The organism is Calidifontibacillus oryziterrae (assembly GCF_000331575.1).
GTDB lineage: Bacteria > Bacillota > Bacilli > Bacillales > Bacillaceae_J > Calidifontibacillus_A > Calidifontibacillus_A oryziterrae.
Window position 1 is genome coordinate 420,512 of record NZ_KB223527.1, and the last position, 21,179, is coordinate 441,690.

Below are 21,179 nucleotides of genomic sequence, written 5' to 3' on the forward strand. Positions count from 1 at the left end.
CCTACTCCCCCTTTGTAAAAGTTATTTTACTTGATGGTAATACTCCTAAAACCTTATCGATTAAATGCTTATTTTCCATTGGCATAAATATTGATACAATTCCTTTATCCTCATGGGCTCTTATTAAGCGACCAACTCCCTGCCTTAACCTCAATAACATATAAGGTACATCCATGTCCCAATATGGATCGGACACCATTTTTCGTTTAGAATCGAATACAGGGTCGTTAGGTGGAAATGGTAGAGACCATACGATCACGTTTGTTAATGACTGGCCCGGAATATCAAGTCCTTCCCACAAATGCACTGAACATAAGACTGACGGTTCATTATTTTGAAACTTCTGAACGAGCTGACTAATCTCCTGATCCCCTTCAAATAGGATAGGCCAATCGGTATTAACATTCATAACATAAGTTTTAAAAAGTGCTAAATCTTCCTTTGTATTAAAAAGAACAAGTGCACTCCCATTTGTTGCATTTATTTGCTCTACTACTACCTTACATTTCTCAACAGGCAATGACTTATTCCTTTCTTCACGAATAATAATAGTCATTTGCTCCTCATAATTAAAGGGAGATTCAACTGAGAAGGACAAATATTCATTTACCCCAAGACTATCAGCCATATACTGAAAGCTACCATTTTGAGAAAGAGTTGCGGATGAGAAAATATAAGGCAGCATTTTCGAAAACAAATGGCCCTTCAATGTTTCTTGAACGGCTTTAGGCATAATCACTAATGTTTGAACAGCCTGTTCCTCCGTTACCCATGTAATCACATCATTTTTTGTTAAAAACAAATTTAATGATAATTCAGTACGGTCGATATGTTCGTCAACAATATGTAATAAATAATGATCGATTGTATACATTTCACTTTCAAATACAAGCTCATCTGCTAGTGTGGAAAGCAGCGTTCTAAGTTTGTCTGCTTCATTTCTCAGCTTGGCTGTAAATGCAATTTCTTTTCGATAAGATCCTCTTACATCTTTTGTACTATCCTTTAATTCATTAAAGAAATTCGCATTTTGTTCAATAGTTGTTTCAATTAGTAGCGCAAATTGCTCACGGATGTCGTTTTCTAATAGCCTCGTTAAAATTTCCTCTAACGTTCTTTCTTTAAACCGGTATGTTAAAGCCTTTTGAGCTGCAAACTCTAGTAAATGTCCTTCATCAAAAATAACTGCACTACTTTCCGGTAACAACGGCAACTGACCTTCACGTTTCCTAGATTCATAGGTCCAAATGTGTTCCATATAAAAGTCATGAGAACACACGATTAAATCACCTGATTTTCGATAATAGTCTCTTGATAGAGTTTGCCCACAACGGTGACGTCTTTCACAAGCGAAACAATCTTTAAAAGGGTCCCATGCAACTTTTTGCCACTCTTCATCAGAAAGATGAGCGTATGCTTTACGATCGCCATAAGGATAAAATGTTTGCATTCCTTTTGCAATTCCAACAAACTCAGGAAGGGATTGATACAATTCATCGAACAAACCACCTGATTCTTCAGTAATTGCTTCATCCAGCTTTTGCAAACATAAATATTGATCTGGTGACTTAGCAAGCCTCACGTCAATCTGTAAGCCGAGATGCTTTTCAAGCTTTTTAATGTCACCTTCCTCTTTTACTAATTGTTCAATTAATGTTTCATCAGCACAAGCAACTATCACTGGCTTACCAGTATAACGTGCATAACAAATCGCATATAACAAATAAACAATGGTCTTTCCAGTTCCTACACCAGCTTCAGCAAACATGACTTTTTTTTCTTTAAAAGCACGTTCAAGCTGAAATGCCATATAAATTTGTTCATCCCTAAGCTCAAATCCTGCTTCAGGAAGAAATTCATAAAAAACATCACCGATCCAATCACTCATTTTTTGATAAAAGTTTTCTGTTTTTGAAAATGTAAAAGGAATTCGTTCCAATGAATTCAAGACTTTTCCTCCAACTATTAGCCTAATCATTTCATAAAAAGGCTGCTCTTTTTATTTTACTTGTCCTTACTCTATATTGAATTGAAGACAGAAGGATCCCAAATAGACCACCGATTATATCCAAAAAAACATCGTGAATTGACGGAGTACGATTTACTGTAAACATTTGATGAACCTCATCCGAAGCCGCATACAAAATAATTAATAGTGTACACAAGGCAATGGTACGAAACTGTCTTAATTGAAATGTACTGATCAATGCACGAAATAATAACCAGCCCAAAATAAAAAATATAGCAAAATGTGCACCTTTACGAATACAGAATTCCAAAAAAACTTCTGCACCAACAGTATGAACACTAATTCGCTTGCCTGCATACACAAATTGAAAATTTGAAAAAAGCTCCGTTACAGTTGCTAAATCTACATAATTCCGTATATAAGGACGTAAGCTTTGAACCTCATAAGTCTGTGAAGAAAACAAAAAAATAATGCTTGCCCAAATCAGTGTGGGCAACCAAAAACTACATGCTATTCTCATTATAACCTCACTCATTCTGTTTTTAGATAGAAGTGACTTTCATTATTCCTCTATCTTTTTATTCCACAGTATGGGCAAGAGGTTCCTATATTATCCGTTTCCTACTATAAAAAGTGACTTTGAAGAGCGGAAGCTCATGCGTGCCACGCTGAGAGCGCTCCGCCACGAATCATTTCAAAATCACTAATTAAAAGCATATTAAAAGCTCCATTATCTGTTATTTATTGGTTTTTGGGTGGTCGTTTTTCCCAAAATTGATAGTAATCTGTACGAATAAAGCCATTAAATAGCTTCCGTTTTTTCGTAGCAGGCTTTCCGTACAGTTTTTCAAACTCTGGATGTGATGTCAGCATATAGACCGACCAAGTATTATATGGGGCAAAGGCTTTCCCCATCTCCTTATACATTTCTTCAACAGCTTTCTTCTCTCCTAGTCGTTCTCCATATGGTGGATTCCCGACAATCACACCGTATTCTTTTTTAGTTGTAAAATCTTTGACCTGCATCTGTTTAAAAGATATTAAATCACCTAAGCCTGCTTCCATTGCATTTCCTTTTGCAATTTCTATCATTTTATGATCAATATCAGAGCCGGTAATATCAAGTGGACGGTCATACTTAGCTAAATCCTCAGCTTCTTGAATAGCCTCCTCCCATCGTTTTCTGCCAATCCAGTCCCAGTTTTCCGAAACAAATTCACGATTAAATCCCGGAGCTATATTTTGACCAATTAATGCTGCTTCAATTGGGATTGTACCTGAACCACAAAATGGATCAACAAACGGTCTGTCATGTGTCCAATTCGTTAACAGTACTAATGTTGCAGCTAACGTTTCTTTTAGCGGTGCTTCTCCTTGATCGGCCCGATAGCCACGTTTATGTAATCCGACTCCGCTTGTATCAATCGTCAATGTTGCAATATCTTTAAGTAGAGCTACCTCTATTCGAAATAATGGCCCTTTTTCTTCAAACCAAGTTGTTCGCTTGTAATGGATTCTTAATTTTTCAACAATTGCCTTTTTTACGATGGCTTGGCAATCTGGAACACTAAACAATTTGGATTTAACAGATTTTCCGATTACAGGGAACTCTGCATCTTCTGGAATATAATCACCCCATGGTAATGCTTTTGTTTTTTCAAATAATTCATCAAAAGTTGTTGCTTTAAATTCCCCAATTTTAATTTTCACTCGGTCTGCTGTACGTAACCAAAGATTTGTACGGCAAATTGCGGACTCATCCGCTTCAAATGTAACTTTCCCATTGTCAACAACGACATTCTCATAGCCTAAATCGCGTACTTCCTTCGCTACTAATGCCTCAATACCCATTGCTGCTGTAGCGATTAGCGTAATTTTACTCATTATTCGACTCCTATCGTTTTAGCTTATCTGTTGGCAAGTTATTTTGCAGTTGATTTAAATGAAAAAAGCCCTCCTTTATATTTTTAGTGAGAGCTTTGTTATTCCTTGCATATGTATTACAAAATAATTGGACAAGACTGTTTAACCTTATGAGAAAAATGTATTAATTGTATCACATCATTAATCAAACAGTTTGCTACCAAAGACATGTTTTTCTAAATTAGATAAACGTTTTAGGATATCATAATTCGTACTTCCACCAACATTTGAAACTGCCTTTTTCTGATTTTCTTCAAGCTGTTTTTTCAAGCGTAAATTTTCTTGTTGTAATCGCTCTATTTCTTGATGAAATGTTTCATAATCCTTAATGACAAAGTCCAAAAACTGATCAACTTCATCCTTATTATATCCCTTTATTGATGTTTTAAAATCCTGTTCCAATATTTGTTTTGCTGTTAATTTTACTTTATCTGAAAACATATTTATTCACCTCTATGTATAATACCAAAAAACGATCTATTATCCTCTATTTTTTCAAAAATTGTCTTAAATGTCAATTTATCTTTTTATTTATAGGGTAAGACAAAAAAATAAGATGAATTGTCGCAAACTGCCGATCAATTCATCTCATTTAGGTACTGACCCTGTTATGGTCTCATAAATGGAGTTGGTCCCATTCCAGGCGGCATCATTCCAGGACCCATCATTCCAGGTCCTGCCATTCCTGGTCCCGGCATTCCTAAACCGCCACCAAAGCCCATTCCGGGTGCCATGCCTGGTCCGACACCTGGCATCATGCCCGGTGGACATTTGAAGTGTTGATGTGCAACGTCTGAAACATGAGACACAGTTTGTGGAAAAGAGTGTAAGTGTTCAAAAATATTGTGATGATGGACAGTTGTATGGGTAGGGTGAATATGTGGAACTTGAAAAACATCAACATCATGTACATCACAACATTTTATCGGACTTATGATTGGGCTTAACAATTTTGGCCGCATATGATGATGCATATATCCTCAATCCCCTTTCTCTTGACGTAGGTTCACTAATAACCTATGTGAACAAAGGGGTACATGTACTAATTGAAACACCTATTTTTAGATTTATTGTATGTAAATTCAATTTCATCATTTTTTTCATTATAATCAACTGAAAAGTCATGTCCATCAAAAAACCATTCACTACTTTCTTCTATGTAAAATGTAATTCCATCGATCTCAGTACTGACAGCCATATTGACAGGCGTATTATCTTTTGAAAAACCTAGCGCAAAACTTTGTTGGATAGGACTTGTCCCATAAATTTGCGAATAAAATTTCACCATGTCTCCTCGTTTTAGCCCAAATTCTTCCTTAAACCATTTGAGTGCTACATCACTTATTTGTATGTCCAAAACGTTCACTCCTTCAATTGCTTCTATTGCCCAACTATATTATTCACTGCAGACTTTTTTTATATGTATTCCATCATAGGCGGTGATTCCTCGTAAGGTGTGTCTTTCCGATTCTAGCTGTAAGAAGCATTAATCCATTTGCCAATCCTACTACTATTCTGTAAATTGATATTATTGGAATATCCAACAGAGGTGATTGAGTAGTGGAGAAAACTGTAAGAGATCGTATTTTGGAAATGGTGGACAAGGACTATCAGAAGTTCTCAAGTTCTTTGAACCCAAATGTAGACAATATTTTAGGCGTTCGACTGCCAAATTTAAGAAGGCTTGCCAAAGAAATTGCCAAAGGAGATTGGCAAAACTACATCAATACCGCTCAAAATGAATACTTTGAGGAAACTATGCTACAAGGAATGGTTATCGGCACCATAAAAGCGGATATTGAGGAAGTTTTACGCTATGTTACTGATTTCGTTCCAAAAATTGATAACTGGTCTGTTTGTGATAGCTTTTGTTCAAGTTTAAAAATAGTTAAAAATCATCGAGTTCGTGTTTGGGAGTTTTTGCAATCATATTTTTCTTCAAAAAAAGAATATGAACTACGATTTGCCATCGTCATGTTGCTGAACTACTATATTGATGATCGTTACCTTCATGATGTCCTCGCCCGTTTGGATCAAGTTAAACATGAAGGTTATTATGTAAAAATGGCAGTTGCTTGGGCATTATCAATTTGTTTTATAAAGTATCCACAAGAAACGTTTGTATATTTAAAACATAACAACCTTGATAACTTCACTTATAACAAAGCTTTACAAAAAATCACTGAATCTCTCCGAATAGATAAGGAAACAAAAAAGACCATACGCAGCATGAAGCGTAAATAGATTGTTGAGGCTGACTCATAATGGGCCTGCCTCAATGGATGAACAGACTATTGAATAGTTTATTGGCTTGCGGCCTTTCGGAGTAGCACAATCGTCGTAATAAAGGCAGACATTGCAATAATAACAAGGACAATAAAGATGGTATGTAGACTTGCTTCGAGTACACTGCCTTTGAGCTCATCACTTAACCACAATCCAGAAATTCCAATTCCAATTGCCTGGCCTAAGTTTCGCATTAGATTATTCGACCCCATGGCAGCTCCCCGAAGTCTCCAATCAACAGCAGATTGCACAGCAACTGTAAAGGTTGTAAATGATAAACCAAACCCCACTCCTATAATCGCCGTTTCAGCCATGATTAATGGAACAGTTGAATGCGCATCAAGAAAACTCAAGCCGATGCAGCCAAGCAAAATTAAGAAAATTCCAAGTGCAGCAATCCGGCCAAAGGATTGTGTTTTACTAAGCCATCTACCTGCTAAAACAGCGCCAATTAACCAGGTCACTGATATTGGCATCATCGCAATACCCGATAAAGTTGCATTTAACAAAAGCACTCCTTGTACCCATAGCGGAATATAAAACGAAACTGTAATTAATATAAAGCTAATTAGAAATCCAGCAATGTTTGCTACGGAAATCAAGCGGATTTTAAATAGCGAAAGGGGTAACATCGGTTCCTTTGCTCGCGCTTCAATCCAAATAAACAATCCAATCCCCACAAATGCAACTACAAAGAATGCTAAAATACTGCTTGCAGCATTTTCATAATCCTTCAATAATGTTAAAGCATATAAAAAAGCGCTCATGCTGACGGCAAAGGTTAATATTCCAGGGTAATCAATAATTTGATTCTTTCTTTCAATCTGCTCATATAAGGCAGTTCCCAAAAGAATAAGTGAAATGATTCCAAAAGGTAAGTTCAAAAAGAAAATCCAATGCCAAGATATCGTGTCAACGATGAATCCACCCGTCAACGGACCTACGATAGCTGCTATACCCCAGACACTGCTAATCAAACCTTGAACTCTAGCACGTTGTTCAAATGTAAAGACATCACCAATAATCGTAAAAGGAATGGTCGTTAATGCTCCTGCCCCTAATCCTTGAATTAGACGAAATAAGACGAGCTGTCCCATTGTTTGCGAAAAACCTGAAAGCATTGAGCCAACTAGAAATATAATTACACCAATTGTAAACATCAATTTTCTACCATATAAATCAGCTAGCTTACCAAATATTGGAGTAGTAATAACGAGAGCTAGTAAATAAACAGAGATCACCCATGTATATAAGTGGCTTCCCCCTAGATCCTCGACTATTTTTGGCATAGCCGTACTTACTATTGTACCTTCTATCGCTGTTAAAAATGTTGCTATTAATAATGAAATAACAACATTTCTTTCTTTCGTTTGTCCCTTCATCATTTCTCTCTCCTTGAAATCTAAACACTTATATCCTATGATATCGTATTACTTATTATATGAAAAAGAAAAAGCAACTCTTTTATCAGAATTGCAATAATAAAAATTCAAAACTCTATAATGAAGGGTTATTCTCTATTCTTTAGGTTTTCTACTTCATTAGGTGCTAGTTCTTCAGCAGCCTCTGTTTGATATTGTAAATTCCCTGCAGTCTTTTCATTTCTTTGTCTGTCTTTCTTATCTATATTTCTAGATAGATAATTATGGAAAAAGTATTCAAATAGTGTTAGCCCAAGAGCAGCAATTAACGTCATTTCATATAAATTCCAAGTCAATACTTCATTTCTATTTAAAAGCCACATAATCAAAAACGCAAGACCAAAGTCGGCAATAGTGGCTACTAAATTATTCGACCTAGGTAAAATTAGGCGATCACCTATAATATAAGAGATTACACCTACCATTAACGATGTGAAAAAAATTCTTCCGACTGACATATCTGTAAAAATTCCGAAAACAATGTACAAAAGAACAAAACTGGAAATTAATTTAAGTAATAGTGCTTTTAAATGGTCCATTTTAAAAACCCCTTCTTTATTTTTATTTTTCAAAATTATTATTTGCAATAGGTAATTTTATATGTATATCAACTTTAATGAATAAATCTGAAAGAAAAAAGTGAATATAAAGGTTGTATCGTCGTAATAATGAATAATTTAGGAGAAAATGACGAAAAATTATAAAATGATTAAGTAGATTTCAATAAATTATGAGGAGTGTCAACGATGGAGCAAACTGAGTTAAGAAATACGCTTACGTTTTTAAGTTCGGAGTTAAATCGAATACAAACGGTTGCAGGAACACTATCGACTGTAGAAAGCCAACATTATAAGGATTTAACAAATATGGGTGATGATAAGCTCAATCAAATTGCAATTGAGGAACAAAGTGCAGCAAGACAACTAGGTGAAATTAAACAAATTTGTATTTCTCTTTCTCAAAAAATTGACCAATTAAACAACCAAAACGGGTGACAAGAACATGTTTAATAAACTTATTAGTAATATTGTCAGAAGTATTGTAAATGAAACAGTTGACAAAGCTTTAGAAAGAATGGCTAGAGACCAATACACGGAAAATATCTTTGAAATGATACCTATTTCTAAAAAGGTTGGAACCATTAATTTGATGGAAACAGTCATTCGCTCTAGTCAGGGACAACCGCCTGAAAGACCACTAGGGTCACATCACCACTTCTCACCATGGGAGAAATTGCTGTTTAATCCGGTCCATTTATTCCGGTTTCCAACCCCGGAAAACGTCAGCATTTCTTCATCAGTTACTATAGGAAAACGTGCAAAAAAACCAATAACCCTGTCAATTCCAATTATGATTGCTGCCATGTCATTTGGGGGAGCGTTAAGTAAAAGTGCTAAAATTGCATTAGCAAAAGCTGCTTCGAAAATTGGTACGGCTACTAACACAGGTGAAGCAGGTTTAATGGAAGAGGAACGAGAAGCTGCTTCGATATTAATTGGCCAGTATAATCGCGGTGGTTGGCTCAATAGTCCAGAAAAGTATAAGCAACTAGATGGAATTGAAATCCAACTCGGACAAGGGGCACAAGGTTCAACACCACAACGAACTGCAGCTAAAAATATTGGTGAGGACTACCGAAAAGTATTCAACCTTTCCGAAGGAGAGGATGCGGTTATCCGTTCCCGTCTCCCTGGGATCGATACAAAAGAACAATTTATTGAACTAGTACGCAAACTTCAAAATGAAACAGGTGTGCCTGTTGGTTTGAAAATAGCTGCTACCCATCATTTAGAAAAGGAATTACAGATTGCAATAGAGGCTGGCGTTGATTTCGTAACAGTCGATGGTGCCGAAGGCGGGACGCATGGTGGCGCTCCAATTTTGGAGGATGATGTTGGTCTACCTACACTATTTGCAATATCAAGGGCAGCAAAATATTTTAGAAAAAAAGGAGTTACTACTGATATTAGCCTTTTGGCTACTGGCGGCCTTAAAACTCCAGGCGACTATTTAAAGGCAATGGCATTAGGCGCTGACGCAGTCTACATAGGTACGATTGCTGTCATGGCTTTAGTTGGGGACCAAATGACAAAAGCACTTCCGTTTGAACCACCTACTGATCTAGTTGTATACAACGCAAAAGCTACCGATCAGTTAGACATAGAGCGAAGTGCTAAAAATTTATTTCATTATTTTAATGCAGCTACCCAAGAAATGGGCCTCGTTTGCTACTCTCTTGGAAAAACAAGTCTTTCTGATGTGACAGAAACCGATTTATGTACATTGGATCCATTCTTATCAAAGGCATTAGGGATTGACCTTGGCTATGTAGCACCTGAAGAGCAGCAACAATTTTTTAATAGCTTTTCGGCGATTATCGATCCACAGGTCCCGATTCATCCTGAAATTGAACCATCGCAACAGCAATTACATTAATACTTCCAAGAGTGGCAGTCTTAATAATAAAGACTGCCACTTAAAATTTTATCGCCTTATCATGAATAATTTCTTTATGTCATTTCCCGATACGAACTAAAATATCCTCAATGATTTCATATGGTTCTTGAATAGCAATTTGTTTGTGGTAATCGTCTATTGATTTTTCAAATCTTTCCATTATTTGCTTGTTCATTAAGAAAGAATAAAGAAGCTCGTCCACTGGTTTGGTTTCTTTACGCCAATTTCTTACATCAAAAATGACCCTCATTTTTTTCAATTGCTTAACATTTATTTCTTCTTGTCCAGGTAAAGCATCATAAACAAAAATAGGCTTTCTTTTAAATAAGCATTCACTTATCGTAACTCCACCCGGCTTTGTTAAAATAGCATCTGATTTATCATATAATTCATCCATTTCTTTTCTACATTCGATATATTTCAATGGAGTAATGGTCGATTGATTACGTTTCTTCAACTTACTAAACAACTTTTCATTTTTCCCACATAACACATGAAAATGTATATTTCTATTTTCTCCTATTCTTTCGACCAATTCCTCAATTGCCCCAACTCCCATATTCCCACCAGTAATTAAACAAGAAAAACTAGAGGATGATTTTAACGAATTCCTCTTTTCTCTATATTTTTGGATTTTTTTATGAATTGGAATTCCAGTAACAAAGATCTGGTCACTATTTAATCCTTTACGAAGTAAATACTGTTTCATAAAATGAGATGGTACAAAATGATAATCAATATGTTCAATCCCCCAAAAATGGTGAATAAAATAATCTGTATAAATATTAACTACTGGAATTTCTAACTCGTTGATTCCTTTTAAATAATTTAGCATATATGATGGTAAAGCATGTGAACATACGATAAGATTAGGTTTCTTCTCCTTAATTAATTTCTGCATAGACTTCAAAAATAGCGCCTCATACAAACGATACTGTTTGTTCTTCTCAAGATTTTTATATACAGAAGCTTGATAAATTACATTATAAGTTCCTGGCAATAATTGAATCCATTTTAAATAAACATTGGAAACGAGAGATTCAATTTTCCCGTAACTATACGAAAGAATATCAATTTTTTCACAACAAATATCGGCATTTCTATTTATAAGTTCTTCTAATATAGCATTCGCTACTTGATGATGGCCTGATGGAATTTGTAAAAAAGGTAAAAACAAAATAGATTTTGTTGATTGGTTCATAAATTAGACCCTCAATTTTTATGTCATATATTATTTAAACAAATCCCAATTGGATGTGATTCCACCAATTACCGTAACAACAAGGAAATTATTCTTGTATAATCTTATACAGAAAGGAGTGACACTCTTGTATTTTCTGCTTTACTCTATATTAATTATTTTATTGTTGTATTTAATTAAAAAAGCTAATAATAATACGAAAGACATCATCATTAATACTATTCAAATTAACCAAGATAAAACAACTGGACAGCTTCCTGTTTTAAATATATTGCAACTTTCTGATCTACATCTTGAAAATATATCAATCTCACCAACAGAACTTATTAAAAAGGTAAACGATAAAGATATTGATATAATTGCCTTAACAGGAGATTTCCTCGACCGAAAATCAACCATTCCAAAGCTTCAACCATATTTAAAAGCTCTTACTACATTAGATCCAAAATACGGTATTTACGCTGTATTAGGTAATCATGATTATGTTTTACGCGGAAAAAACCTGCAATTATTGAAGGATACGTTACGTCAAAACAACTGTAAAATAATGACAAATGAAAATCACGCCATTTATGTTCAAGGTAGACGAGTAAATATTATTGGAATTGATGATTTCAGCACAAATCGTAGTAATCTGGAACTCTCCTATAATGGACTTAAAGAAGGAACAAACCTAGTGTTGACCCATGACCCCAATATTGTTCTTCAAATGAAGGATTACCATTTCGACTATTTGTTAGCAGGTCATTTCCATGGTGGACAAATTTGTTATCCAAAAGCTTACCATCTAGCAAAAATGGGAAAGCTGGCGAGAATGAATATTATTAAAGGACTTCATAAAGAAGACGGTAAACCATACTATATTAGCGAAGGACTAGGTCAAACAGGTGTAAACATTCGTGTCGGTAGTAGACCTGAAATTACAATTCACAAACTAGAAATTGCAAGCACTGAAATAAAAACTTTATCTGCAATGTAATATAAAGGCTGTTGATAGCAGCCTTTTTTAGTTCTATAGCTCCTATACCTTGTATAGTTTTGACAACTTCTCCTTTGACATGAATAAGTAACTAGGAATAGAATGTTTTCCTAATGAAGGTTTAGAACCAAAAAGAAAGCAAATTGGTAAAAAAGCTGAATATTTCAACACTTTGTAAATAGGATTCGAAATCGAAAAAACTTCAAACCCAAGCCGTTCTGCACCTCTATTTAATAATGTTATCCCTATAATCCCTTTAATTTCATTTTCATGTTTATGATTTCTTACATATTGTTCTATTTTAGGTAAAGACTGTTTAACGTATTCATAAATGACTTTAGCTTTCTTTATTTCGCTTTTCACAGTAATTAGTTCAGATAATAATCTTACATTATGGAGATGAATTTTTACCAACGTATCATTTTTATTAATTTTCGTACCGTCGGACAGAACTACTGGTTTGCCTTTGTAGCGTGTAAGTCGTACTCTGAAAATATTGTCTGCTTCTCCTCTTTCGGAAACATAGCATAGACGTGTAAATTTAAAATAAATAGGATCGAATATCCCCCAAATCGTTAAAAGGTATTCTCTCATTTACTTCTCTTCCTTTTTCATATTTTGGTTCATCATTTATATTGAAATAAGTATTATGTATTTATAATTTGAGCAATTGATCTTAACTTTATGTAAGTACCTAAATAGCTCTCACTATGTTATTACACTTTTTACCTTCCATTATAGTAAATATTAGTCTTTGGTTAAGGTGATGATAAGTCATAATCGATCATTGCGGGGTGTCCTATATGTCCACTACTAGCAGCAAAAATAACGAGATGAAATGGTGGCAGTTATCACTTTTTGGTGTCGGTTGTACAATTGGAACAGGGTTCTTTTTAGGTTCAGGTATTGCGATAAAATCAACTGGTGCATCCGTGTTAATCGCCTTCATCGTTGCAGCTATTGGAACGTATTTTGTTTTTGACGCACTGGCAAAAATGACGGCAAAAAAGCCGGAAAAGGGAGCATTTCGAACGTATGCAAAAAAAGCCTATGGCCGTTGGGCAGGCTTTAGCATTGGATGGATATATTGGAGCTCAGAAATGTTAATTATGGGAAGTCAACTAACAGCTTTATCTATTTTTACGCGTTTTTGGTTTCCGACTATTCCTTTATGGGTATTTGCAGCGATTTATGCCGTTTTAGGATTAGCTGTTTTGTTAGTTGGAAGCAAAGGATTAAATCGCTTAGAAAACATATTTGCTTTAATAAAAATCGCGGCTATTACAATGTTTATCGTAATTGCTTGTTTTGCTATTTTTGGAATCATTGACGGAACAAGGGAACCTTCCGTACCAGCGAATTACTTTCCAAAAGGATTGTTAGGGTTATGGTCTGCTTTAATTTTTGCCTATTACGCCTTTGGAGGAATAGAGGTCATGGGATTAATGGCAACACAATTAAATAATCCTAAAGAAGCACCTAAAGCTGGGAAAATTATGCTTATGCTTTTGACATTCATCTATGTTGTTTCAATTGGACTTGCTGTTTATTTAGTTTCTTGGCGTACCTTTAACAGTAAAGAAAGTACATTTGTTTTGGCCTTGAAAAATTACAAAATCCCTTATATAGCAGATATTTTTAATGGTGCGCTAATTATTGCGGGTTTCTCAACAATGGTTGCAGCTCTGTTTGGTGTAACAACAATATTAGTTTCGTTAGCGCAAGATGGTGACGCGCCTCCCTTTTTTGCCAACAAAGGGCGACTAAAAGTACCTTTACCAGCTTTTATTCTATCAGCTGTCGGGCTTGTCTCGTCAATCGTGATGTCGCTCTTAATGCCTGATTCTATTTACGAATTCATTACTACTGGAGCGGGATTAATGCTGTTATATAATTGGATGTTTATTTTATTGTCCGCAAATCGCTTACTACAGCCAAACTATATCGATCGAGCTAAATACTACGTTGGTATGTTGTTTATAATCCTTGCTGTATCCGGTACAATTTTAAGTAAAGAACTACGACCTGGATTTTTCATTAGCTTAGGGTTTGTTGTAGCAATTGCAGTTGTAGCGCTCATTATGCATGCAGTTTGGAAACGAAGTGATACAAAAGGACCTGGAACTATGTTTGTAAAATTGGAAAAACCTTAATTGGTTTTTCCTTTTTATTTTGGCTCTATTAAACGTGGTTGTTTTGATTTTCGTTAGTGGCACTTCGCTTTCCGCTCATCTCGCGCAAAGCTTTATGTTAATAATAGATTTAGTCCTTGAAAACCGAAATAAATTCCAAAACCAATTAAGCAAAGTCCTGAAACAACTGAAATTATAACTAGAAGCTTTGAGGTTAACAGCTTACGAAAACTACTGGATACAGTCGCCATTGTAATATCCCATAGCAATAAACCTAGAAAAATTGCAGAACTATAGACGATCAATTCACTCTTTGTTGATGATTCTACTGTTTTGGCAAGCAAAGACCCGTAAATTCCTAACCAAAAAAGTATTGATAATGGATTTGTAATCGACATAATAAACCCTGATATAAATGCTTTATATCGAGGCTCATAATGGCGTTGATTTTGAATATGTATTTTACCTGCAGTTAATATGCTTTCAACTCCTGAATATACTAGAACAAAGCAGCCAAATACCCACAAAAAAGTTTGCACAATTGGAGCATCAATAAATGTTACCAAACCCATATAAACAATTAACATATAAATGGCGTCTGCTAATATTGCCCCAACTCCTACTAACCACGCATGTAAAAAGCCATGTTTTATACCTCGATCTAATTGTGCTGCATTTACCGGGCCAATCGGTGCAGCTAATGATAACCCTAAAAAAATATAGCTTAAAAAAACAGCCATAATAATGACACCTCTTCAAAAATAACTTGTCTAAAGAGTATATTCAGAGGCACTGTCTTGTACGACTATTTTAGCTCGTATTGTAATCGATTGATTATTGCAAATTTTTACAATTTTCTCCAATTTTATTGCGATTTTTATTTTTTTAAAATAAAAATCTCTTTATTGCTTTTATGTTTAAAAGTGTTAAAAACGCTACTTTTCTAATCATTCAAATAAAAATAATTATATCAATATATGGATTTTTCTTAAAATTTCCTATTGTCTTTTATTAGCCCAAATGTCATAATAAAAAACGAATTATAAAAATATTACATTTTCATGTCGCCGTTTTGTTAGTTGTTTTTGAGAGGAAGTGAATAATAAATGAAAAGTCCGGTCCTAGATGTACAAGGCCTACGGACGTCTTTTTTTTCTGAAGGCGAAGAAGTCCCCGCAGTTGACAATGTAGACTTTCATATTAACGAAGGTGAGATTCTTGGAATAGTTGGGGAGTCGGGTTGCGGTAAAAGTGTGACTTCTCTTTCAATTATGGGCCTCATTCCAAAGCCGCCTGGTAAAATTGTCGGTGGAAAAATTCTATTTCATGGTGAAGATTTAACTTTAGCAAAAGAAAAAAGAATGAGAGAAATTCGTGGCAATGAAATTGCGATGATTTTTCAAGAACCGATGACTTCACTTAACCCACTTTTTACAATCGGTAATCAATTAATTGAAGCGATAAAAATTCATAATAAAAACTGGGGTAAGCAAAAAGCACGGGATCGTGCCGTTGAAATTTTAAAGCTTGTAGGATTACCTCGTGCCGAAGAACTTATTAATGAATATCCCCATCAGTTGTCAGGTGGGATGAGACAGCGCGTCATGATTGCAATGGCTATGGTATGCGGACCAAAAGTTCTTATTGCTGATGAACCAACAACAGCTTTAGATGTAACAATCCAGGCACAAATACTCGGTTTAATGAAAAGGTTAAACGAGGAATTGAATACCGCAATCATGTTAATTACCCATGATCTTGGAGTTGTTGCAGAAGTTTGCAAGCGGGTTGTTGTAATGTATTCCGGCAAAATCGTCGAGGAAGGCGATGTCCATACAATTTTTAACAATCCAAAGCATCCATACACGGTCGGATTAATTAAATCAATACCTGATATGCGTGAAAAGCAAGATCGTCTTTATTCCATTCCGGGTAATGTTCCAAAGCCTGGTTCAATAAAACAAGGTTGTAGATTTGCTGCTCGCTGCGAGTATGCGTTAGATAAATGTAAAACTCAAACTCCTGAGTTGTTTAATGTAGGGAGCAATCATAAAGTTCGCTGTTTTCTACATGAAGAACAGGAGGTTGTTGGCTAATGTCTGAAACATTATTACAAGTAGAAAATTTGAAAAAGCATTTTCCGATAAAAGGTGGCATTTTGCAAAAACAAGTGGGTGAAGTTAAAGCTGTAGACGGGCTTAGCTTTGTTGTAAAAAAAGGGGAAACACTTGGAATTGTTGGTGAGAGTGGCTGTGGAAAATCAACAACAGGTCGCTTAATTACTAGATTGATTGAACCAACTGAGGGGAAAATAATTTTTGATAATCAAGAGATTACAAAACTATCTACTAATGAAATGAGAAAATTGCGAAGAGAAATGCAAATGGTATTTCAAGACCCGTTTGCGTCTCTAAACCCTCGCCATACCGTCGAAAAAATACTTGAAGAGCCTTTAATTGTTCATGGAATTGGCAATACAAAAGAACGAAAAAAACTTGTTCAAGAAATGTTAGAAGTTGTCGGATTGAGTAGCTATCACGCTAAACGCTATCCTCACCAATTTAGTGGTGGTCAAAGGCAACGGATTGGGATTGCAAGAGCTCTTATGACTAAGCCGAAACTAATTATCGCTGACGAGCCGGTATCAGCGCTTGATGTCTCAATACAATCACAGGTTTTAAATTTATTAGAAGATTTGCAGAAGGAGTTTCAATTAACTTATATATTTATAGCCCATGATTTGGGAGTTGTAAGACATATTAGTGATCGTGTTGCTGTTATGTACTTAGGGCGTATGGTAGAGCTTAGCGACAGCGAAAATCTTTATAAAAAACCATTGCATCCATACACACGTGCGCTTTTAGCAGCAGTACCAATTCCAGATCCTGATTATGTAAAAGAAGATACTCTTTTAACTGGCGATATTCCTAGCCCTTCAAATCCACCAACAGGTTGCGCATTCCACACTAGGTGTTCAGAATGTATGGAGATTTGTAAGACGGACCGTCCAGACTTTAGAGAAATAGAATCTGGTCATTATGTTGCTTGTCATCTTTACGATAAATAGAGTTGATGACTTTGCACCATTGACATATAAAAAATTTTTTAGAATTTAGGAGGGGGATTCATGAAGAAGAGTTTTTTACTCACTCTAACTTTCTTAATGTTACTCTCAGTAGCATTAGTAGGTTGTTCTTCTAGTCAGTCTGGTGAAAATACAGAACCGGCTGAAACAAGTGATGGAAATACCGAAGCACAGGCTGGTGATACCTTAGTATTTGGCCGTGGCGGTGATTCAGTAGGATTAGATCCAATTACTGTTACTGATGGAGAATCTTTAATGGTAACAAAGCAAATCTTTGATACTCTTGTAGACTATGGTCAGCAAGATACATCTATCGAACCAGCTCTTGCTACAGAGTGGACAGTTACTGATGATGGTTTAGTTTACACATTCACTCTACGTGAAGGAGTTAAGTTCCATGATGGCACTGACTTTAATGCAGATGCTGTTGTTTATAACTTTGACCGCTGGATGAACGGTACAGTAGAAACATTTCCATATTATGTTTCAATGTTTGGTGGCTTTAAAGGTGACGAGAGTCATGTAATTAAAGAAGTAAAAGCATTGGACCCATTAACAGTTGAAATTACTCTTAACCGTCCGCAAGCACCATTTCTAAAAAATATTGCAATGGTACCTTTCGGAATTGGAAGCCCAGCTGCAATCGAGCAATATGGTGACAAATTCACTGAAAATCCAGTTGGTACTGGTCCATTCAAATTTGTAAGCTGGTCACGCAACGATAAAATTGTTTTAGAAAAAAACCCTGATTTCTGGTTAGAAGGTTATCCAAAATTAGATTCTGTAATCTATCAAGCTATTCCGGAAAACTCAGCTCGTCTGAACGCCCTAATTACGGGTGAAATTGACATCGCTGATGGTTTAAATCCAAGTGATCTTTCACAAATTGAATCGAATCCAGACCTACAAGTTTACAAGCGTCCTTCCATGAACGTTGGATACTTAGGATTAACGATCAAGGAAAACGAACCTGATCATCCGTTAAACAACAAATTAGTACGTCAAGCTCTTAACCATGCGGTTGATAAACAAGCGATTATTGACGCATTTTATAGTGGTTTAGGGGAGCCCGCTAAAAACCCTATGCCACCTTCTGTATCTGGATACCATGAAGGCCTTGAACCATATCCATATGATTTGGAAAAGGCAAAACAGTTATTAGCAGAAGCTGGATATCCAAATGGCTTCGAAATGGAGCTATGGGCAATGCCTGTATCACGTCCTTATATGCCAGACGGACGAAAAATTGCTGAAGTACTTCAAGCTAGCTTTACTGAGATTGGTGTTAAATCTGAAATTGTCTCATTCGAGTGGGCTACTTATTTAGAAAAAGCAAGTAAAGGAGAAGCAGATGCGTTCTTGCTAGGTTGGACTGGTGATAACGGAGATGCTGATAACTTCTTGTATGCTTTACTTGATAAAGATGCGATTGGAAGCAATAACTACTCTTATTATGCAAGTGAAGAATTGCATAAGATCTTAGTTGAAGCTCAATCAAATCCTAATGAAGCTGAACGTAATGAACTTTATAAACAAGCTCAAGAAATTATTAAGGAAGATGCACCATGGGTTCCACTTGTTCACTCTACTCCGTTAATGGCTGGTAAAACGAATGTTGCGGAATTCTTCCCGCATCCGACTGGTACAGATAAACTTACTTTTGTACAGTTTAAATAAGTAATTACGTAATATTTATGGGGAGTGTATTCTCACTCCCCTTTTTTTACAAAGCAATTATTCCTATATGATGATTTGTTATGAAATAAGTTTTAGACTGAGGTGTTACTAATGTTTGCTTACACGATAAGACGCCTGTTCATGTTAATCCCTGTACTAGTTGGTATGACTATTCTTGTATTTTTTATGATCCGAGCAATTCCCGGTGATCCTGCCCAAATTATTTTAGGACAGAAAGCGACACCAGAGGCTATTGCGGAATTAAATCATAAGCTTGGACTTGATCAGCCTTGGTATGTACAATACGTGGATTACATGAAGGGACTATTACAAGGTGATTTAGGTAATTCAATCCGTACCTCATCAGAAATTAGTAAAGAGATATGGCCTTATTTAGCGGCAACATTTGAACTTGCTTTGTTCGCGATGATTATTGCTATTGTTATTGGAGTGAATGCTGGAATTATAAGTGCTTGGTTCCAAAATTCTTGGTTTGATTACACAGCCATGGTTTTAGCATTAATTGGAGTTTCTATGCCGATCTTTTGGTTAGGGTTAATGGAACAATGGATTTTTGGAATTAAATTAGAGTTACTACCAACTACTGGTCGTGAAACCATTCGCAATCCTGTTGAAGCAATCACACATTTATACCTTCTTGATACACTCATTCAAGGGAAAATGGACCAATTTATAGATGTTTTTAAACACTTACTATTACCAGGTGTTGCTCTTGCCACCATTCCAATGGCTATAATTGCTAGAATGACTCGTTCAAGCATGCTAGAAGTCATGCGCTCTGATTACATTCGAACTGCAAGAGCGAAAGGATTAAGTAATTTTTGGGTAGTTTATAAGCACTCATTAAAGAATGCTGTAATCCCTGTATTAACGGTTATTGGTCTACAGATGGGCTTGTTGTTAGGCGGCGCAATTTTAACTGAAACTATCTTCGGTTGGCCAGGAATTGGTCGCTATATTTATGATGCAATCGGCTTTAGAGATTATCCTGTTATTCAATCTGGAATTTTAGTGATTGCAACAATCTTTGTGATGATTAATTTAGTGGTTGACTTGCTTTATGCAGCAATTGACCCACGAATTAAATACAACTAGGGATTATTGATTGAGAGGAGGGTTTACTATGGCTGAACTTGCAAAAAATACTACAACTGTTGAAATTAAAAATGAAAAAGTTACGTCCCCTTGGCTTGAGGCTTGGAAAAGCTTTAAAAAAAATAAGCTTGCCCTAATTGGAGCTTGTATCGTCCTCTTTTTTATTATTATTGCCTTTTTGGCACCGGTCCTCGCACCAACGGGAATGAATGATCAAGTTCTAGCTGATCGTCTGCAAAAACCATCAGCTGACCATTGGTTTGGTACCGATGACTTTGGACGAGATATTCTATCTAGAGTCATATATGGTGCACGTATTTCCCTTTGGGTTGGCTTTTTCTCAGTTTTAGGTTCGATCATCATTGGATGTGCACTCGGTATTATTGCTGGATATTATGGCCGTTGGATAGATACAGTGATTTCAAGATTCTTTGATATTTTGCTCGCATTCCCTAGTATACTACTAGCAATTGCGATTGTTGCGGTTTTAGGACCTTCATTACAAAACGCGTTAATCGCAATTGCAATTATTAACGTACCAAATTTTGGCCGTCTTATTCGTTCAAAAGTATTAAGTATTAAACAGGAAGAGTACGTAATGGCAGCTAAAGCTATTGGAATGACAGATACTCGCATTCTGTTTCATCATATTCTGCCAAATAGCATCGCTCCGATTATTGTTCAAGGAACACTAGCGATTGCAACTGCTATTATTGAATGTGCCGCATTAGGTTTTCTCGGCTTAGGTGCGCAACCACCTGATGCAGAATGGGGAAAAATGCTAGCTGATTCCCGCCAATATTTAATACAAGCACCATGGACGATGATTTTCCCTGGACTTGCTATTATGCTAACAGTATTAGGATTTAACTTAATGGGCGACGGATTGCGCGATGCGTTAGATCCGCGCATGAAAAACTAAAAAATACAGCT

General features: G+C 35.9%; 21 protein-coding genes. 10 read left to right on the forward strand and 11 right to left on the reverse strand.

What is annotated here, in order from left to right; genetic code table 11:
- Position 1 precedes the first annotated feature (1 nt).
- The 6 genes from D612_RS0110635 to D612_RS0110660 all read right to left on the reverse strand — a co-directional run bounded on the left by D612_RS0110635 (position 2) and on the right by D612_RS0110660 (position 5,258).
- Entirely contained in the window at positions 2-1,978 is a 1,977-nt protein-coding gene (locus tag D612_RS0110635) for an ATP-dependent DNA helicase (RefSeq protein WP_051023180.1), read from the reverse strand.
- A gap of 1 nt (position 1,979) precedes the next feature.
- A complete protein-coding gene (locus D612_RS0110640; protein ID WP_017755454.1) occupies positions 1,980-2,489 on the reverse strand; it encodes a VanZ family protein in 510 nt (169 codons plus the stop codon).
- A 221-nt stretch (positions 2,490-2,710) separates the two neighbouring features.
- Positions 2,711-3,853, reverse strand: coding sequence for a THUMP domain-containing class I SAM-dependent RNA methyltransferase (locus D612_RS0110645; RefSeq protein ID WP_017755455.1), 1,143 nt, complete (start codon positions 3,851-3,853; stop codon positions 2,711-2,713).
- Positions 3,854-4,033: 180 nt separating this feature from the next.
- Positions 4,034-4,333, reverse strand: coding sequence for a cell division regulator GpsB (gene gpsB / locus D612_RS0110650; RefSeq protein ID WP_017755456.1), 300 nt, complete (start codon positions 4,331-4,333; stop codon positions 4,034-4,036).
- 167 nt (positions 4,334-4,500) lie between these two features.
- On the reverse strand, positions 4,501-4,866 hold the full coding sequence (locus D612_RS19075) for a CotD family spore coat protein (RefSeq protein WP_017755457.1): 366 nt from the start codon (positions 4,864-4,866) through the stop codon (positions 4,501-4,503).
- Positions 4,867-4,934: 68 nt separating this feature from the next.
- Positions 4,935-5,258 carry a HesB/YadR/YfhF family protein gene (locus D612_RS0110660; protein ID WP_233274991.1) on the reverse strand — a complete coding sequence of 108 codons (324 nt, stop codon included), beginning with the start codon at positions 5,256-5,258 and terminating at the stop codon, positions 4,935-4,937.
- A gap of 194 nt (positions 5,259-5,452) precedes the next feature.
- Between D612_RS0110660 and D612_RS0110665 the strand changes: the two genes are divergently transcribed.
- The gene (locus D612_RS0110665; protein ID WP_017755459.1) at positions 5,453-6,136 is read left to right on the forward strand and encodes a DNA alkylation repair protein; all 684 of its coding nucleotides are present in this window, start codon (positions 5,453-5,455) and stop codon (positions 6,134-6,136) included.
- A 59-nt stretch (positions 6,137-6,195) separates the two neighbouring features.
- Here D612_RS0110665 and D612_RS0110670 read toward each other — a convergent pair whose 3' ends face one another.
- The gene (locus D612_RS0110670; protein WP_026092467.1) at positions 6,196-7,563 is read right to left on the reverse strand and encodes an MDR family MFS transporter; all 1,368 of its coding nucleotides are present in this window, start codon (positions 7,561-7,563) and stop codon (positions 6,196-6,198) included.
- 125 nt (positions 7,564-7,688) lie between these two features.
- The gene (locus tag D612_RS0110675) at positions 7,689-8,138 is read right to left on the reverse strand and encodes a YndM family protein (protein ID WP_017755461.1); all 450 of its coding nucleotides are present in this window, start codon (positions 8,136-8,138) and stop codon (positions 7,689-7,691) included.
- Between the two features lie 207 nt (positions 8,139-8,345).
- Here D612_RS0110675 and D612_RS0110680 point away from each other — a divergent pair, with 207 nt between their 5' ends.
- Entirely contained in the window at positions 8,346-8,594 is a 249-nt protein-coding gene (locus D612_RS0110680; RefSeq protein ID WP_017755462.1) for a hypothetical protein, read from the forward strand.
- 7 nt (positions 8,595-8,601) lie between these two features.
- On the forward strand, positions 8,602-10,035 hold the full coding sequence (locus tag D612_RS0110685; RefSeq protein WP_017755463.1) for an FMN-binding glutamate synthase family protein: 1,434 nt from the start codon (positions 8,602-8,604) through the stop codon (positions 10,033-10,035).
- A 79-nt stretch (positions 10,036-10,114) separates the two neighbouring features.
- Here the strand turns inward: D612_RS0110685 and D612_RS0110690 are convergent, their stop codons facing one another.
- Positions 10,115-11,257 carry an MGDG synthase family glycosyltransferase gene (locus D612_RS0110690; protein ID WP_017755464.1) on the reverse strand — a complete coding sequence of 381 codons (1,143 nt, stop codon included), beginning with the start codon at positions 11,255-11,257 and terminating at the stop codon, positions 10,115-10,117.
- A gap of 127 nt (positions 11,258-11,384) precedes the next feature.
- On the opposite strand from D612_RS0110690, the gene D612_RS0110695 reads away from it, so the two are divergent.
- Entirely contained in the window at positions 11,385-12,236 is an 852-nt protein-coding gene (locus D612_RS0110695) for a metallophosphoesterase (RefSeq protein ID WP_017755465.1), read from the forward strand.
- 42 nt (positions 12,237-12,278) lie between these two features.
- On the opposite strand, the gene D612_RS0110700 is transcribed toward D612_RS0110695, so the two are convergent.
- Positions 12,279-12,830, reverse strand: coding sequence for a YkoP family protein (locus tag D612_RS0110700; RefSeq protein ID WP_017755466.1), 552 nt, complete (start codon positions 12,828-12,830; stop codon positions 12,279-12,281).
- 209 nt (positions 12,831-13,039) lie between these two features.
- On the opposite strand from D612_RS0110700, the gene D612_RS0110705 reads away from it, so the two are divergent.
- Entirely contained in the window at positions 13,040-14,389 is a 1,350-nt protein-coding gene (locus D612_RS0110705) for an amino acid permease (RefSeq protein ID WP_017755467.1), read from the forward strand.
- Between the two features lie 92 nt (positions 14,390-14,481).
- Here the strand turns inward: D612_RS0110705 and D612_RS0110710 are convergent, their stop codons facing one another.
- Positions 14,482-15,108, reverse strand: a complete 627-nt coding sequence (locus D612_RS0110710; RefSeq protein ID WP_017755468.1) for a LysE family translocator — start codon at positions 15,106-15,108, stop codon at positions 14,482-14,484.
- Between the two features lie 366 nt (positions 15,109-15,474).
- On the opposite strand from D612_RS0110710, the gene D612_RS0110715 reads away from it, so the two are divergent.
- The 5 genes from D612_RS0110715 (at position 15,475) to nikC (ending at position 21,168) form a co-directional block, all read left to right on the forward strand.
- Positions 15,475-16,464: an ABC transporter ATP-binding protein gene (locus D612_RS0110715; RefSeq protein ID WP_017755469.1), complete on the forward strand. Its 990-nt coding sequence runs from the start codon at positions 15,475-15,477 to the stop codon at positions 16,462-16,464.
- On the forward strand, positions 16,464-17,435 hold the full coding sequence (locus D612_RS0110720; RefSeq protein ID WP_017755470.1) for an ABC transporter ATP-binding protein: 972 nt from the start codon (positions 16,464-16,466) through the stop codon (positions 17,433-17,435). The genes D612_RS0110715 and D612_RS0110720 overlap by 1 nt, the downstream gene beginning before the upstream one ends.
- Before the next feature lie 60 nt (positions 17,436-17,495).
- Positions 17,496-19,130 (forward strand): ABC transporter substrate-binding protein, encoded by a 1,635-nt coding sequence (locus D612_RS0110725; RefSeq protein WP_017755471.1) that lies wholly within the window; start codon positions 17,496-17,498, stop codon positions 19,128-19,130.
- A gap of 111 nt (positions 19,131-19,241) precedes the next feature.
- Positions 19,242-20,246 (forward strand): ABC transporter permease, encoded by a 1,005-nt coding sequence (locus D612_RS0110730; RefSeq protein ID WP_017755472.1) that lies wholly within the window; start codon positions 19,242-19,244, stop codon positions 20,244-20,246.
- 28 nt (positions 20,247-20,274) lie between these two features.
- The gene (gene nikC / locus D612_RS0110735; RefSeq protein ID WP_017755473.1) at positions 20,275-21,168 is read left to right on the forward strand and encodes a nickel transporter permease; all 894 of its coding nucleotides are present in this window, start codon (positions 20,275-20,277) and stop codon (positions 21,166-21,168) included.
- Positions 21,169-21,179 lie beyond the last annotated feature (11 nt).